This window comes from Streptomyces sp. NPDC059906 (assembly GCF_042730645.1).
GTDB classification, from domain to species: domain Bacteria; phylum Actinomycetota; class Actinomycetes; order Streptomycetales; family Streptomycetaceae; genus Streptomyces; species Streptomyces rubrogriseus.
Window position 1 is genome coordinate 1 of record NZ_JBHWKU010000026.1, and the last position, 14812, is coordinate 14812.

A 14812-nucleotide genomic window follows, 5' to 3' on the forward strand; every position below is an offset into this window, starting at 1 on the left:
GGGGGGAGGTAGACGACGTCGAAGCCCATGGCGGCGATGGCGGGCAGGCGGCGGGCGGCGGTGCGGAAGGTGCCGTGCGGGGTGTCGGGGGTGCCCTCGGAGCGGGGGAAGAACTCGTACCAGGCGCCGTACAGGGCCCGTTCGCGTTCGACGAGCAGCGGGAGCGGGTCGGAGGAGGTGACCAGCTCCCGCAGCGGGTGGCGGGCCAGGACCGCGTCCACCTGAGGCGTCAACGCCGCCGCCAGGCGGGTGGCCACGGGCAGCGTGTCGTCGAGCAGGGCCGTGGCGGCGGCCAGCAGCACGTCCCGCCCGGAGTCCTTCGGCACTCCCGCGGCGGCCCGCCGGTACAGCTCGGCCCCCTCCTCGAGCACGAGGCCCGCGTCGATGCCGGCCGGGACCTTGATCCGCGCGGTGTGCCGCCAGGTGGCGACCGGGTCGCTCCACGCCTCCACCCGGTACGTCCAGTTGCCCGGCGCGCCCGGGGTGACCTCGGCGCCCCAGCGGTCGCTGCCCGGGGCCAGCTCCCGCATCGGGGTCCACGGGCCCGGCCGGCCCTCGGGGTCCTTGAGCACGACGTTGGCGGCCACCGCGTCGTGTCCCTCACGGAACACGGTGGCGGTGACCCGGAACGTCTCTCCCGTCACCGCCTTCGCCGGACGCCTGCCGTACTCCACCACCGGCTGGACGTCCCGGACCGGGATACGTCCGATCCCCACGGTCGCGCTCATCCGCATCTCACCTCCGCCGTGCTCGTGGCCGGGCGCGGGCCCGGCCGACTGGATTGGGCCGATCGGGTCAGGCCGCGCCGGAGGGGGCCCGGTGCCCCGACGGGGCGAGCCGTTCCGGCTGTTCCTGCGCATGGGTGACCAGGTTCGTCCGCAGATACCGTTCGGCCGCGTCCGCCGCCTCGCGTGCGCACCGCTTCCCCATCAGCACGCAGAGGGTGTAGCCGGAGTCCTCGAAGGTGGTCCGGACGGTGACGTCCGTGGGGGACGCCAGCATCGAGCGTTCCCAGGCGCGGTAATGCCGCAGCTGCCGGGCGACTTCGCTCTTCGCGGGGAGCAGCATGGCCGGTCACCTTCCGGACGGTCCGGTGGTACGGACGATCGGGTTCTGGACGTTCGGGATCTGAACGTTCGGGATCTGGGCGATCGAGTTCTTCACACATGGTGCACGGGCGGTCACGCCCCGTCTTGTTGGATCTTCAACCGTTTTTGTCACCCGTTCCCGCCCGGATTCCGGCCCCGAGCTGCTCGTGTTGCACGAATGGACTACCGCTCCCACTCTGGAGTGACTCAGAAGCGATCAGCGCTCACGCTTCGTGATCGGGGAGCCCGTCCCCCAAGGGACGAGGAGGAGCGAGAGCCTTCGCGGTGAGGAGCCACGACGATGAAGACCGCAGTGCCCTGCTACTACCACCTCGACGTGGAAGTGAGCCCGGAACGGGTCGGACAGGTCAGGCGCATCCTGGCCGCTCACCTCCGGTTCTGGAACCTGGAGAACCTCGTCGAACCCGTCTGCTCGGGCGCCGAGATGCTGCTGCTGGCGATCGACGAGCACGCGAGCGACAAGAACACGTCGATCGAGATGTGGTGGAACCGCCAGCACCTCATCACGGCCGTGGGGGGCAACGACCAGGCGCTCCGTCCCGACCACGACCTGCGCACCTGTCTGCAGCACCTCGCGGCCAACAGCGACGGCTGGGGCTGCTGCGCCACCGACACCGGGGCGAAGGTCATCTGGTTCTCACGCCGCGCCCGGGCCGGCGAACGCGTCCCGCTGGTCGCGACGGACCCCGAGCCGATCACCCAGGAGGGGCTGGACGTGCCGCGAGAGATCATGCCGGTGGCCCAAGTGGCCGGCTGGGCACGTACGGGCGGCGGCGTTCTGGAGGAGGCCCGGTGACCCGCGCCAGGCCGAACTGGAAGGGGTCGCCCGTGTGGAGCGGGCACCCCTACCCCCTGGGGGCCGCGTACGACGGGCAGGGCACCAACTTCGCCCTGTTCAGCGAGGTCGCCGAGCGGGTCGACCTCGTCCTCGTCGACGACGACGGCAACCACAGCACCGTCCCGCTGCCCGACGTCGACGGCTTCGTGTGGCACTGCTACCTGCCCGGCGTCGGCCCGGGGCAGCGCTACGGGTACCGGGTCCACGGCCCGTGGGCCCCGGCCGTCGGCCACCGCTGCAACCCGGCGAAGCTGCTCCTCGACCCCTACACACGGGCCGTGGACGGCCTGGTGGACAACCACGCCTCCCTCTTCGAGCGGGCCAGGGGCAAGGCCGACCCGGGCGACAGCGCCGGGCACACCATGCTCGGCGTCGTCACCGACCCCTTCTTCGACTGGGGCGAGGACCGACCGCCCCGGCGCCCGTACTCGGAGAGCGTCATCTACGAGGCCCACGTCCGCGGCCTCAGCCGCACCCACCCCGACGTGCCCGAGGACCTGCGCGGCACCTATGCGGGCCTCGCCCACCCGGCGGTCGTGGAGCACCTGACCTCCCTCGGCGTGACTGCCGTGGAGCTGATGCCGGTGCACCAGTTCGTCCACGACGGCGTGCTCCAGGACCGCGGCCTGTCCAACTACTGGGGCTACAACACCATCGGCTTCTTCGCGCCGCACAACGGCTACGCCGCCCTCGGCACCCGCGGCCAGCAGGTCAGCGAGTTCAAGTCGATGGTCAAGGCCCTGCACGAGGCCGGTCTCGAGGTGATCCTCGACGTGGTCTACAACCACACCGCCGAAGGAAACGAGAAGGGCCCCACCCTCTCCTTCCGCGGCATCGACAACGCCTCGTACTACCGCCTGGTGGACGGCGACTGGCAGCACTACTACGACACCACCGGCACCGGCAACAGCCTGCTGATGCGGCACCCCTACGTGCTCCAGCTCATCATGGACTCGCTGCGGTACTGGGTCACCGAGATGCACGTGGACGGCTTCCGCTTCGACCTCGCGGCCACCCTGGCCCGGCAGTTCCACGAGGTGGACCGGCTGTCCGCGTTCTTCGACCTCATCCAGCAGGACCCGGTCATCAGCCGGGTCAAGCTGATCGCCGAGCCCTGGGACGTCGGCGAGGGCGGCTACCAGGTGGGCAACTTCCCGCAGCTGTGGTCGGAGTGGAACGGCAAGTACCGCGACGCCGTACGGGACTTCTGGCGCGCCGAGGACCACTCGCTCGGCGAGTTCGCCTCCCGGCTGACCGGCTCCTCCGACCTGTACCAGCACAGCCGCCGCCGCCCCCGCGCCAGCGTCAACTTCGTCACCGCGCACGACGGCTTCACGCTGCGCGACCTCGTCTCGTACAACGACAAGCACAACGAGGCCAACGGCGAGGACAACCGGGACGGCGAGAGCCACAACCGGTCCTGGAACTGCGGCGTGGAGGGCGATACCTCGGACCCGGCCGTCCGGGAGCTGCGCGGCCGCCAGCAGCGCAACTTCCTGGCCACCCTCCTGCTCTCCCAGGGCATCCCGATGCTCTGCCACGGCGACGAACTGGGCCGCACCCAGCGGGGCAACAACAACGCCTACTGCCAGGACAACGAGATCTCCTGGATCGACTGGCGGCTCGGCGGCGAGCAGCGCGCGCTGCTGGACTTCGCCCGGCGCCTGATCGCGCTGCGCGCCGACCACCCCGTGCTGCGCCGGCGCCGCTTCTTCCACGGGGAGACCCTCACCCACGCCGACCAGCCGCTGCCCGACCTGGTCTGGCTGCTGCCCGACGCGCGGGAGATGACCGACGACGACTGGCAGCGCTCCGACGCGCACACCGTCGGCGTCTTCCTCAACGGCGACGCCATCGCCGAGCCCGACCCCCGCGGCCGGCCCGTGGTCGACGACTCCTTCCTGCTGCTGCTCAACAGCCACTGGGAGCCGGCCGACTTCCGGCTGCCCGACGCCGGCTACGGCGAACGCTGGACGGCCCTGGTCGACACCGCCGACCCGGACGGCGTCCCCGACGAGGCCGAGCGCAAGGCGGGCACCCGGCTGACCGTCGAGCAGCGCAGCCTCGTGCTGCTCTCCCGGCCCTCCCGCACCGGCCGGTGAGCCGGTGAGATCAGCTGCCGAGGCGGCGCGCGGTCACCGTGAACTGCGCGCCGTCGGCGTCCCGGAGCACCGCCTCGTCCGGGCTCAGCGAGAGCACGCTGCCGCCGTGCCGCTCCGCGACGCGGGCGCAGGCCGTGACGTCCTCGACCGCGAAGTGGATCTGCCAGTGCGGCCGGACGGCCGGGTCGGGAGCCGCTCCCAGCGCCCCCGACTCGATGCGGGCCACGACCTCGCCCTCGTGGCGCAGGACCACCTCGTCGCCCTCGTACCGGACCTCGCAGCAGCCCTGCCCCGACGCCCACTCGAAGATCTCGCCGTAGAAGATGGCGGCGTCGAAGGCGTCGCGGGTGTGCAGCCGGATGAAGGCGGGGCGCTTGGTGCGCCAGGTGTCCCACTCCGAGAACAGCTCGCCCTCCCAGATCCCGAACGTCGCGCCGTCCCGGTCGGCGAGCAGCGCCGCCCGTCCCGGCGGCAGGGAGATCGGTCCGACCGCGGTGGTGCCGCCGCGCTCCTGCGCCCGCGACACGGCCTCGTCCGCACTGCGCACGGCGAAATACGGCGTCCAGGCCACCGCCATCTGCCACATCGCGGCGACGGCGGCGATCCCGGCCACCGGCACCCCGTCGGCCAGGGCGATCCGGAAGGGTTCGCCCAGCCGGGCGGGCCGCCACCGCCAGCCCAGCACGGCGGAGTAGAACTCCTCGGTGGCCTCCAGATCACGGCTGGTGAGACTCACCCAGCAGGGGGCCCCGTACACGGAGTGCGTGGACAGGAGGCTCTCCCCGCGGGCGGAGGAGGTCGTGTCGTGGTTCATGGCAGTCGTGTCCTGGTCTCGTCCACCGGCAGCCACCGGCTCCACACCAGTGTCCGGCCGGGAGTGCGGCGGGCGCCTGGCGAGTACCCCGCACATGGCGCCGAAACGGAGGCCCCGAGGTGACCGTGCCCCCCGCCGACGTGCGCCCGAACCCCGACCCGAACCCCGACCCGGACTCCGACTCGGACCAGATCTTCCGGCTGCAGGAGCAGGTCAGGCAGCTCAAGGAGGCGGTCGTCTCGCACGCCGTCGTCGACCAGGCCATAGGGGTGGTCATCGCCCTCGGCGGGGTGACGCCGGACGAGGGGTGGATCGTCCTGAAGGAAATTTCCCAGCATACGAACATCAAACTCCGCAATGTGGCGGAAGCGATACTCATCTGGGGGCGCACCGGAGTGATACCGCCACAGATCCTGGCCGCCCTGGAGGACCGCCTGGGGCGGCCCGGGCTCAGCGGGCCTCCGTCAGGATCTCCTCGCGTATCCGGTCGAAGCAGCCGGTGAGCAGCCGGGAGACGTGCATCTGCGAGATGCCGAGCTGCTGGGCGATGCGGCTCTGCGTCATCCCTCCGAAGAAGCGCAGGTAGAGGATGGTGCGCTCGCGCTCGGGCAGTGCCTCCAGGCAGGGCCGCACGGCCACCCGGTCCACCACCGCGTCGAAGGCGGGATCGGGGCCGCCCAGCGCGTCGCCGAGGGCGTATCCGTCGGTGCCGGGCATCTCCGCCTCCAGCGACAGGGCCGAGAAGCACTCCAGGGCCTCCATGCCGGTGCGCACCTCGACGGTGGTCAGCTGCGCGTGCTCGGCGATCTCCTCGACGGTCGGGGCGCGCCCCGGCGTGGTCTGCGCCAGTTCCTTCGCCGATCTGCGGACCCGGTTGCGCAGGTCCTGGATCCGGCGCGGCACGTGCAGCGTCCACATGTGGTCGCGGAAGTGCCGTTTGATCTCGCCGGTCACGGTCGGCACCGCGTACGCCTCGAAGGCGTGGCCGCGCTCCGGGTCGTAGTGGTCGACGGCCTTGACCAGGCCGAGGGCCGCCACCTGATAGAGATCCTCCAGGTTCTCGCCGCGGCCCCGGAAGCGGACGGCGATCCGCTCCGCCATGGGCAGCCAGACCCGGATCAGATCGTCCCGCAGCGCCTTGCGCTCCGGTCCCTCGGGCAGCCCGGCGAGCCGTTCGAACGCCGCGGCCGTGTCGGGGGCGTCGTCGTGCGGGTGGGGCTGGGTTCTGCCGGCGACACGCATCACGCGCACCTCCCTCAGCAGGGGTGCTGGCAAGTCCTCGTATATATGGATACTGAGCGCGAATCCCCCGGACGGCCACTCGAACGGCTGCGTGCCGGTGACCGTGCGGTCGCCCCGTGGCGGGACGTGATGTGCGGCACGCTCCCGGTGATCGCGTGGACCGGCGTCGGCGGATCGTTGCTGGGCAACGCTTGATCACCGATCAAAAGGGACGAAGTCCCTGGCCACAGCGCATTCCGCTCATTTGACAGTGCGCTGAGCGTACGGATAGGAAGCAGCGTCGAGAGGTCGAGAGGGGCACCGTGTACGAGCCGAACGTGGTCGGGGACTGGCAGGAGTACGACGAGCACGCCGGCCTGCGGGTCCGCGTCCACCGTCTTGAGCCGGCCGAGCCGCCGCGGGGCCGCGACGACGCCGCCGAGGGGCTGACGTACTTCCGGGTCCGGGTGACCGTCGAGAACCGGGGCGGGCGGCACCTCGGCATCCACCTGGAGGACGGCCAGATCGACGTGCGGATCGGCCCGGACGGGGAGAGCGCCTTCCTCGACTGGCGCAACTCCCAGTTCATCGAGGGCTTCGACGTCTACCCGCTGCGCCGGGCCACCGCCGTGCTCTACGCGGCCGGGCCGGAGGCGAGCCTGAGCCAGGTCGACGTCCAGGTGCAGCTGAGAGTGGACGAGGAGTGGGCCGACCGCCGACTGTGGAGCGGCGCCCCCGGGCTGCCCGACGGCGCCGGCGCCGCCCCGTGCGGCGGGGTGCGGGACGAGGGCCTCGTACACCAGGTGAGCGCGTACCTGCGGGGCCAGTCGGAGGAGGGCCCCGCCTGATCCGCCGTGCGGCCGCCGCTCAGTGCGCGATGCCGTCGATGATCTCCCGGGCTCCCTGCCGCAGCAGGGCCACCGCGACCGATGTGCCCAGGGTCGCCGGGTCGAGGCGTCCGGCCCACTCGTGCGCGTTCAGCCGGACCTTGCCGTCGGGGGTGAACACGCAGGCCCGCAGCGAGAGTTCACCGCTGCGGTCCACCTGCGCGTGCCCGGCGATCGGGCTGTTGCAGTGCCCCTGCAGCACGTGCAGGAACATGCGCTCCGCCGTGGCCTCCCGGTGCGTACGGGGGTCGCCGAGTGCGCTGACCGCCTCGATCAGCGCACGGTCGCCCTCGCGGCACTGCAGGGCGAGGATGCCCGCGCCGATCGGCGGCATCATCGTCTCGGGGGAGAGGACCTCGCTGATCACGTCGGTCCGGCCGATGCGCTCCAGTCCGGAGACGGCGAGCAGCAGCGCGTCCGCCTCGCCCGCGGCCAGCTTCGCCAGCCGCCGGTTGGCGTTGCCGCGGAAGGGAACGCACCGCAGGTGCGGGTGGGTGGCGGCCAGCTGGGCGACACGGCGCACGGAGGACGTGCCGACCCGCGTCCCGTCCGGCAGCTCGTCCAGCGTGAGCCCGCCCGGGTGGACGAGCGCGTCCCGCACGTCGTCCCGCTTCAGGAACGCGGCGAAGACCGTACCGGCGGGCAGCGGCCGGTCGGCGGGCACGTCCTTGACGCAGTGCACCGCGAGATCGGCCTCGCCCGACAGCAGGGCGGCGTCGACCTCCTTGGTGAACGCGCCCTTGCCCGCCACCTGGGACAGGTCCCCGAGCCACTTGTCGCCGGTGGTCTTCACCGGTACGACCTCGGTGCGTACGCCGGGGTGGAGGGACGCCAACTCGGCCCGGACGCGCTCGACCTGAGCCAGCGCCATGGGGGAGTCGCGGGAGACGACGCGGATGAGTTCGGGGGCGGACATGCGGACACGATAGTGCTCCGGCGGAGGCCGGGCCGACCGCTTCGCCCGACCGGCCCACCGCCCGCCCCCGAAGGGTCAGGCGTTCGGGTCGAAGGGGATGCCGGCGGGCTTGGCGGCGGCCAGGTGGGAGGCGAAGCTGCCGTCTTTCAGGCCGAAGCCGGCGCTGCCGAAGTCGTGGGTGCTCAGCTTGTCGCGCAGGCCCGCCGGATAGCCGTTCCAGCCCACCAGGGCCGGGTACTGCCAGGCGCCCTCGTGGTTCTCCGGCGGCTCGTCGCCCGAGGTCGCCAGGCGGAAGCAGTGGGTGCCGATGCCGTCCTTGTGGTAGACGATCTTCGGGTGGCTGCCGTCGAAGCGGACGGCGGAGCGCTCGTGCACGCTGAACGAGCCGTGGTTGGAGGTCGACACGTACTGCGCGGCGCCGTCCCGCACCCACACCACCACGTGCTCCCAGTCGTGCCGGTGGCCGCCGAGGCTCGTCCCGGGCAGGGCCTGGTCCTTCTCGAAGTAGAGGCCGTACATGTAGGCGCACCAGTCGCCGTCGCACTTGGCGCGCGCGTAGCCGTTGGTGTTGTCCAGGTCGGAGGCGTCGCGGCAGTTGCCGTTGAGCGCGCCGGTCGGCTTCAGCCCGCCGTTGACCGCTCCGTCGGCGCCGATGGCCGGGGTGGGATAGCAGCCGTCGGTGTCGTAGTCGTAGGCGGGCTGGTACGCCCGCTCCAGGCTGTCGGCGTTGCCGGGCAGCCCCGGCGGCGGGGCGGCGAAGGCGGTGGCGGGAAAGGCGACGACGAGGGCGAGGGCACCGAGCGGTACGGTGAGCCATCTGTGGCGGGGCGTCGTGGCGGTACGCGGGGACATCGCGTCCTCCTCGGGCTGGCGCAGCCCAACGGCTGTGGGGGGAAGGGGAGTTCAGGGTCCCCTCTTTTCCCTCCCGCGCCAAGGGCGCACGGACGTCCCCGCGGTGAAGACGAGCCCGGCACCCGACCCGGAGTCGCACCTTCACACCAGGTCGTCCGGAAGGTCCGCGGCCGACTCCTCGGGCGCCAGGTCCGGCCGGAGCCTGAGCCAGGACGGCTGGCGCAGCATGCCCTCCCGGGTGCGCGTGCTGTAGCGGACCTCGCCGACCAGCCGGGGCACCACCCAGCGCGCCCCCGGCACCCGCGGCACCGGGTCGAAGGGGCAGACGTCACTCGCGGCGGCCGCCAGCAGCGCGGCCAGCTCGGTGCGCTCGGCCGCGCTCCAGCCGGTGCCGACCCCGCCGACGTAGCGCAGCCGGCCCGCGGCGCGCTGGCCGACCAGGACGGCGCCGGGGAGGCCGCCGAGCCGCCCCTTGCCGGGCAGCCAGCCGCCGACCACGACGTCCTCGCTGCTCATGTTGCGGATCTTGATCCAGGCCCGGGAGCGGACCCCGGGCTCGTACACCGAGTCCAGCCGCTTGCACACCAGCCCCTCCAGGCCATGCTCGCGGGTGGCCCGCAGGGCCTGTGCGCCGTGTCCGACCAGCGCGGCCGGGGTCGACCACGACGGCCCGTTCAACCCGAGGTCCGTCAGCCGCTCACGGCGGCCGGTGTAGGGCAGGCGCAGCAGGGAGCGGCCCGCCAGGTGCAGGGCGTCGAACAGCACCAGGTGGACGGGGACCTTCGCCGCCCGGTGCGCCGCCCGGGACGGGGTGTGCGCGAGGCCCATCCGGGACTGGAGCAACTGGAAGTCGGCACGGCCCTGTCCGTCCAGGGCCAGCACCTCCCCGTCCAGTACGGCACCGGTCCCGCCGAGCGCGGTGGCGAGCGGGGTCAGTTCCGGATAGGCGGCGGTGATGTCCTGGCCGGAGCGGGCACGCAGCAGGACGCTCCCGTCGCCGGGCAGGTAGACCACCACGCGCTGCCCGTCCTGCTTGGTCTCGTAGGCCCAGCGCGCGTCCTGCCCGGCGGGCGGCAGGGTGCCGGGGGTGGCGAGCATCGGAGGGATCGGCGGCAGCTCCACGGGTCAGTACTCGACCCGCCGGGGCGCCGTCACGCGCGTTGCCCGCCAGGTTCGCCTGAACGGCGCCGGTCCCGGGCGGGGCCGGCGCCGTCGCCGTCAGCGCACCGAGGCGGGCTCCGGGGCGACACCGTCGGCCGGAGCCGGGCCCGCCGGGGTGCCGGCCGGGCGGTGCCGGGGGATGAAGGACGCGAGGGCGGTGGCCAGCAGGGCCGCGCCCGCGCCGATGGCCATGACCACCTTGAACGCGTTCTCGGACGGCAGGGCGAAGCCGCCGAGGTCGATGGTCATCTGGGCCAGGATCACACCGGCGATGGCGCTGGCGACCGAAGTGCCGAGCGACCGCATGAGGGTGTTGAGGCTGTTCGCGGCGGCCGTCTCGCTCGGCGGCACCGCGCCCATGATCAGCGACGGCATGGCGCCGTAGGCGAAGCCGATGCCCGCGCTGATGACGCAGGAGACCAGGACCAGGTGCCAGACCTCGGCCATCAGCACGATGTTCAGGCCGTAGCCGGCCGCCACGATCAGGGCGCCGATCATCAGCGTCACCTTCGGGCCCCTGGACTTGGAGACCTTCGCGGAGACCGGGGCGAACGCCATCATCACCAGGCCGGACGGCGCCATCACCAGACCCGTGGTCAGCAGCGAGCGGCCGAGTCCGTAACCGGTGGCCTCGGGCAACTGCAGCAGCTGCGGAAGGACGAGGGACATCGCGAACATCGAGAAGCCGATGGCGACGGACGCCAGGTTGGTGAAGAGCACCTGGCGGCGGGCGGTGGTGCGCAGGTCCACCAGGGGATCCGGGGTGTGCAGCTCCCACCAGCCCCAGACCAGCAGGATCACCACGGCCGCCGCGAACAGGCCCAGGGTGGTGCCCGAGGACCAGCCCCAGTCGCCGCCCTTGGAGATGGCCAGCAGCAGGCTCGCGAGGCCGGCGGCCATGCCGATACCGCCGAGCACGTCGAAGCGGCCACCGGTGCGCACCGCCGACTCGGGCACCAGCGTCAGCACGAGCACCAGGGACACCACTCCGAGCGCGCCGGAGAGCCAGAACAGCATGTGCCAGTCGAGCTTGTCCGCGATCAGCGCGGCGGCGGGCAGGCCGAGCGCGCCGCCGACGCCGAGGGAGGCGCTCATCACCGCGGTGGCACCGGCCAGCCGCTCGACCGGCAGTTCGTCGCGCATGATGCTGATGCCGAGCGGGATCACGGCGGCCGACAGGCCCTGCAGGGCGCGTCCGGCGACCATCGGGACCAGTGCGTCGCTCAGTCCGCAGACCGCGGAACCGGCGATCAGCAGCACCAGGCTGAGCAGCAGCATCCGCCGCTTGCCGAACATGTCGCCGAGCCGGCCGACCACCGGAGTGGCCACCGCGGAGGCGAGCAGGGTGGCGGTCACCGCCCAGGCCGCGTCCGAGGCCGACGCGTCCAGGAGCTTCGGCAGCTCCGGGATGATCGGGATGACCAGGGTCTGCATCAATGCGACGACGATCCCGGCCAGGGCCAGTACCGCCACCACGGCGTTCGGCCGTGGTGAGGCGGGGGAAGCGGGCATGGAAGAGCCTTTCGAGCGATGAGTCCCCCGACGGGCGGGAGCAACCGGAACGCGAACCTTTAAGTCAGTCGCTTGAAGTATCCTACGGGGTGTGCGGAGCGAACGCCCGTCCGGGCCGGTCGGCGATGTCCCGCCGCCGCGCCGTAGGCTTTCGTGAGAACCCGCCGTACGTCGGCGGACCTGCGACGACTCGAGGGGCTGGTCGTCGCGGGCGGTGCGGAGAGAGTCCCGGCGCGGTGGTGATCATGGCGGGCAGGGCGGTCCGGACGGAACAGGTCAGCGCGACCCGGCAGCTGATCCTGACCACCGCTGAGCGGCTGTTCGCCGAGCACGGGGTGTACGCGGTCTCCAACCGCCAGGTCAGCGAGGCCGCAGGGCAGGGCAACAACGCCGCGGTCGGCTACCACTTCGGCACCAAGGCGGACCTCGTCCGGGCCATCGCGCAGCGCCACTCGGAGCGGGTCGAGGAGCTGCGTGCCCGCCAGCTCGCCGCCCTCGGCGACTCGCCGGACCTGCGCGACTGGGTGGACTGCCTGGTCCGTCCCCAGTTCGACCACCTGGCGGCGCTGGGCAGCCCCACCTGGTACGCGCGGTTCTGCGCCCAGGTCATGACCGACCCGGCGCTGCGGCAGATCATGACCGAGGAGTCCCGGGCCTCCGCCTCCCTGCGGGCGATCATCGTGGGGCGCGACCGGTGCATGCCCGCGCTGCCGGACGAGGTCCGCGCGGAGCGGGGCGACATGGCCCGTCACCTCATCGTGCACACGGCGGAGGAGCGCGAGCGGGCCCTGGCCGAGAACCGTCCGACCCCGCGCGCCAGCTGGCAGGACGCGGCCGACGGCCTCGTTGACGCGATCGTGGGCATGTGGCTGGCGCCCGTCACGCCCCGGGGCGGGGGGGTGACGGGCGCCAGAAGGTGAGGGGGTGCGGTCAGCGGGCGAGGCGGATCCGGGTCACGGTGTCCTCGGCGGCGCTTGCCCCCGACTTGTCGACCACGTAGGCGGTGCCGTCGGCGATCTCCACGTGGTTGGGGTTGGCACCGGTGGTCACGGTCTCCTCCACGACACCCCGACGCGGGTCCACCCGGGTGACGGTGGCGTCGGTGCGGTTGACGACGAGGACGTCGCCGGACCGTTCGTCGGTCGCCACGGACAGGGCGCCGGCGCCGGTCGCCACCGACTTGGTGACGACACCCTTGCGCAGGTCGACCACGGACACGGTGCCCGAGGTCTGGTCGGCGGTGTAGGCGGTCCGGCCGTTCCTGGACAGCGAGACCGAGATCGGGCCGTCGCCGGCCGGCAGGAAGCGCGGGGTGGTGGAGCCGCGGCGCAGCTCGATCAGCCGGTCGTTGCCGAGGTCGGCCGCGTAGAGGGCGCCGGTGCGCTCGTTGACGGCGAGGCCGGTGGGGGAGGCCCCGTCGACGGTGATCCGCTGCTTCTCCTCCAGCGACTTGGAGTCGTAGGCGACCAGGGTGCCGTCGCCGAAGCCGCTCGCCCACACCGTGTTGTGCCGCTCGTCCACGACGATCTCGCGGGCGTGGGCGACGTCCGGCAGGCTGGCCAGGTGCTCTCCGGTGCGCTGGCTGTAGACGGAGACGGTGTTGTTGCGGGTGTTGGTGGTCCAGACGGTGTTGTGCTCGTCGTCCACCGCCACGCCGTAGACGGCCTCGACGGCGCCGGTGGCCGGGTCGGTGACGGGCGGGGTGAGGTCGGCCCGTACGGCGAGGGTCCTCGGGTCGACCTTCAGCAGGTGCGACTCGGTGACCGGCGGGCGGCCCACGGCGGCGGTGACCCACAGCACGTTGTTCCGCTCGGAGTAGGCCGACTGGTACAGGCCCTTGGTGAGCTTGGCGGTGGTGACCTTCGAACCGGTGGAGTGCGAACCGGTGGTGTGCGCGGACGCGGTGCCGGCCAGGGTCAGGGTGGAGCCGGCGGCGACCGCCACGGCGACGGCCGCGGTCAGCGCGGTGCGGGGGCGGCGGGTGCGGACGGCGGGGATGGGCATGGTGGTGGGACTCCCTCTGCTCGGGATGGTTCTCGATGTGATCGGCGACCCGTTGATCACTTAAGATCAAGTAAGGTAAGGCTAACCTAACTAAAAGATGACGGACGGTCAATTGGATCCCGCACGCACGTTCACCTCGGTCCCTCCCGAAGGCACCGCGCACCACCCGCCCCGCACACCCCGCCCCCACCCCGTGCCGCGACTCGCCGACCCCGTGTGCGCGCTGCCCGGCCCCGGTGGCGCCGACGGCTTCTGGGCGGGCGTACGCGCGCACGGCACCCCCCTGGTCGGCCCCGACCCGCTGGGCGACGCGCAGTACCGGGCGGTGACGTTCCTGTGGCGCGGCGGCCCCGCGACCCGTGCGGTCCAGGTCCTGCCGAACAAGCTCGGCGACCCGCACGACCCCGCCGGAAACCTCATGGCGCACGTTCCCGGCACCGACGTGTGGCACTGGACACTGCGCCTGCGCCACGACTGGCACGGCACGTACGACCTGTACGTCGACGAGGGCGAGGGGCTCGAGCCGGGAACCGCCGCGTACTGGCGGTGGCTGCGCACCCGCAGGCGCGGCGACCCGCACAACTCCCGCACGCTGCCCCACCGCTGGGACGGCGGTACGGTGCCCTGCGCCGCACTCCCCGCCGCGCCGGACGCGACGGACTGGGCGCCCCGGCCCGGCGTCCCGCGCGGCACCCTCACCGAGCACACCGTGCCGAGCGCGCGTCTCGGCGGGAGCCGCCGGGTCTGGCTCTACGCGCCGCCCGGCGCCGCCCGGCAGCCGGACCGGCCGGAAGGGCTGCCGGTCCTGGTCCTGCTCGACGGCGAGCACTGGGGGCCGCGTCTCGGCCTGCCCCACCTGCTCGACAACCTCGTCGCCGACGGCCGCCTCCCACCGCTCGTCGCACTGCTGCCGGACGCCGTGGACGAGGCCACCCGCTGGGCGGAACTGTCGTGCCGGCCCGAGTACGTCGGCTTCCTCGCCGACGAGCTGCTGCCCTGGGCGGCCGAGCGGCTCCCGCTCACCGTGGACCCGGCCCGCACGGTCGTCGCCGGGCAGAGCCTCGGCGGGCTGACCGCCGCCTACGCGGCCCTGGCGGCTCCGCACCGCTTCGGCAACGCCCTCGTCCAGTCCGGGTCCTTCTGGTGGCCGGCCGGACCGGACGCGGAGTGGCTCACCCGGAGCCTCGCCGCCGGGCCGCGTCCGCGGGTGCGCTTCCGGCTCTCCTTCGGGGAGCAGGAGTGGGTGGCCCTGCCGGCCGCCCGCCGGCTGCGCGACACGCTGGCCTCGCTCGGCTCTCACGACTCCTCCTACCGCGAGTACAACGGCGGTCACGACTACCTGTGCTGGCGCACCGAACTGTCCGACGGACTCGTGGAACTCCTCGGCCGGTGAGGA

The 14812-nt window shown here is 72.7% G+C and carries 15 protein-coding genes; 6 read left to right on the forward strand and 9 right to left on the reverse strand.

The genetic code is table 11. From position 1 onward, the window contains the following. On the reverse strand, positions 1–734 hold a 734-nt coding region (locus ACFV9J_RS30320), incomplete at its 3' end, for a maltotransferase domain-containing protein (protein WP_385359334.1). Positions 735–795: 61 nt separating this feature from the next. Continuing rightward, the gene (locus ACFV9J_RS30325; RefSeq protein ID WP_385359336.1) at positions 796–1068 is read right to left on the reverse strand and encodes a DUF5133 domain-containing protein; all 273 of its coding nucleotides are present in this window, start codon (positions 1066–1068) and stop codon (positions 796–798) included. A gap of 321 nt (positions 1069–1389) precedes the next feature. Here ACFV9J_RS30325 and ACFV9J_RS30330 point away from each other — a divergent pair, with 321 nt between their 5' ends. Together ACFV9J_RS30330 and glgX are read left to right on the forward strand one after the other, a co-directional pair. After that, positions 1390–1905 (forward strand): pep a2, encoded by a 516-nt coding sequence (locus ACFV9J_RS30330; protein WP_385359338.1) that lies wholly within the window; start codon positions 1390–1392, stop codon positions 1903–1905. Next, entirely contained in the window at positions 1902–4049 is a 2148-nt protein-coding gene (gene glgX, locus ACFV9J_RS30335) for a glycogen debranching protein GlgX (RefSeq protein ID WP_385359340.1), read from the forward strand. Before ACFV9J_RS30330 ends, glgX begins: the two co-directional genes overlap by 4 nt. A gap of 10 nt (positions 4050–4059) precedes the next feature. Here glgX and ACFV9J_RS30340 read toward each other — a convergent pair whose 3' ends face one another. Continuing rightward, positions 4060–4863 carry a VOC family protein gene (locus ACFV9J_RS30340; protein ID WP_385359343.1) on the reverse strand — a complete coding sequence of 268 codons (804 nt, stop codon included), beginning with the start codon at positions 4861–4863 and terminating at the stop codon, positions 4060–4062. Between the two features lie 119 nt (positions 4864–4982). Between ACFV9J_RS30340 and ACFV9J_RS30345 the strand changes: the two genes are divergently transcribed. After that, a complete protein-coding gene (locus ACFV9J_RS30345; protein WP_385359344.1) occupies positions 4983–5366 on the forward strand; it encodes an ANTAR domain-containing protein in 384 nt (127 codons plus the stop codon). Here the strand turns inward: ACFV9J_RS30345 and ACFV9J_RS30350 are convergent. Further along, the gene (locus ACFV9J_RS30350) at positions 5314–6105 is read right to left on the reverse strand and encodes a SigB/SigF/SigG family RNA polymerase sigma factor (RefSeq protein WP_385359567.1); all 792 of its coding nucleotides are present in this window, start codon (positions 6103–6105) and stop codon (positions 5314–5316) included. The two genes, ACFV9J_RS30345 and ACFV9J_RS30350, sit on opposite strands and share 53 nt — an antisense overlap. 302 nt (positions 6106–6407) lie before the next feature. Between ACFV9J_RS30350 and ACFV9J_RS30355 the strand changes: the two genes are divergently transcribed. After that, complete coding sequence (locus ACFV9J_RS30355; RefSeq protein WP_385359346.1) at positions 6408–6932, forward strand: hypothetical protein; 525 nt, start codon at positions 6408–6410, stop codon at positions 6930–6932. A gap of 19 nt (positions 6933–6951) precedes the next feature. On the opposite strand, the gene hemC is transcribed toward ACFV9J_RS30355, so the two are convergent. The 4 genes from hemC to ACFV9J_RS30375 all read right to left on the reverse strand — a co-directional run bounded on the left by hemC (position 6952) and on the right by ACFV9J_RS30375 (position 11412). Further along, complete coding sequence (gene hemC, locus ACFV9J_RS30360; protein WP_385359348.1) at positions 6952–7887, reverse strand: hydroxymethylbilane synthase; 936 nt, start codon at positions 7885–7887, stop codon at positions 6952–6954. Between the two features lie 75 nt (positions 7888–7962). Beyond that, positions 7963–8739: an NPP1 family protein gene (locus tag ACFV9J_RS30365; RefSeq protein WP_385359350.1), complete on the reverse strand. Its 777-nt coding sequence runs from the start codon at positions 8737–8739 to the stop codon at positions 7963–7965. Between the two features lie 141 nt (positions 8740–8880). Further along, the gene (locus tag ACFV9J_RS30370) at positions 8881–9861 is read right to left on the reverse strand and encodes an ATP-dependent DNA ligase (RefSeq protein WP_385359353.1); all 981 of its coding nucleotides are present in this window, start codon (positions 9859–9861) and stop codon (positions 8881–8883) included. Positions 9862–9957: 96 nt separating this feature from the next. Next, the gene (locus tag ACFV9J_RS30375) at positions 9958–11412 is read right to left on the reverse strand and encodes an MFS transporter (protein ID WP_385359356.1); all 1455 of its coding nucleotides are present in this window, start codon (positions 11410–11412) and stop codon (positions 9958–9960) included. Between the two features lie 245 nt (positions 11413–11657). On the opposite strand from ACFV9J_RS30375, the gene ACFV9J_RS30380 reads away from it, so the two are divergent. Beyond that, positions 11658–12332, forward strand: a complete 675-nt coding sequence (locus ACFV9J_RS30380; protein ID WP_385359358.1) for a TetR/AcrR family transcriptional regulator — start codon at positions 11658–11660, stop codon at positions 12330–12332. 10 nt (positions 12333–12342) lie between these two features. Here the strand turns inward: ACFV9J_RS30380 and ACFV9J_RS30385 are convergent, their stop codons facing one another. After that, positions 12343–13416: a YncE family protein gene (locus ACFV9J_RS30385; protein ID WP_385359360.1), complete on the reverse strand. Its 1074-nt coding sequence runs from the start codon at positions 13414–13416 to the stop codon at positions 12343–12345. A gap of 97 nt (positions 13417–13513) precedes the next feature. Here ACFV9J_RS30385 and fes point away from each other — a divergent pair, with 97 nt between their 5' ends. Next, the gene (gene fes / locus ACFV9J_RS30390) at positions 13514–14809 is read left to right on the forward strand and encodes an enterochelin esterase (RefSeq protein ID WP_385359362.1); all 1296 of its coding nucleotides are present in this window, start codon (positions 13514–13516) and stop codon (positions 14807–14809) included. Positions 14810–14812 lie beyond the last annotated feature (3 nt).

Coding starts and splice junctions, on each gene's coding strand:
- ACFV9J_RS30325 (WP_385359336.1), bottom strand. CDS start 1,068: ATGCTGCTCCCCGCGAAGAGCGAAGTCGCCCGGCAGCTGCGGCATTAC.
- ACFV9J_RS30330 (WP_385359338.1), top strand. CDS start 1,390: ATGAAGACCGCAGTGCCCTGCTACTACCACCTCGACGTGGAAGTGAGC.
- ACFV9J_RS30340 (WP_385359343.1), bottom strand. CDS start 4,863: ATGAACCACGACACGACCTCCTCCGCCCGCGGGGAGAGCCTCCTGTCC.
- ACFV9J_RS30350 (WP_385359567.1), bottom strand. CDS start 6,105: ATGCGTGTCGCCGGCAGAACCCAGCCCCACCCGCACGACGACGCCCCC.
- hemC (WP_385359348.1), bottom strand. CDS start 7,887: ATGTCCGCCCCCGAACTCATCCGCGTCGTCTCCCGCGACTCCCCCATG.
- ACFV9J_RS30365 (WP_385359350.1), bottom strand. CDS start 8,739: ATGTCCCCGCGTACCGCCACGACGCCCCGCCACAGATGGCTCACCGTA.
- ACFV9J_RS30375 (WP_385359356.1), bottom strand. CDS start 11,412: ATGCCCGCTTCCCCCGCCTCACCACGGCCGAACGCCGTGGTGGCGGTA.
- ACFV9J_RS30380 (WP_385359358.1), top strand. CDS start 11,658: ATGGCGGGCAGGGCGGTCCGGACGGAACAGGTCAGCGCGACCCGGCAG.
- ACFV9J_RS30385 (WP_385359360.1), bottom strand. CDS start 13,416: ATGCCCATCCCCGCCGTCCGCACCCGCCGCCCCCGCACCGCGCTGACC.
- fes (WP_385359362.1), top strand. CDS start 13,514: ATGACGGACGGTCAATTGGATCCCGCACGCACGTTCACCTCGGTCCCT.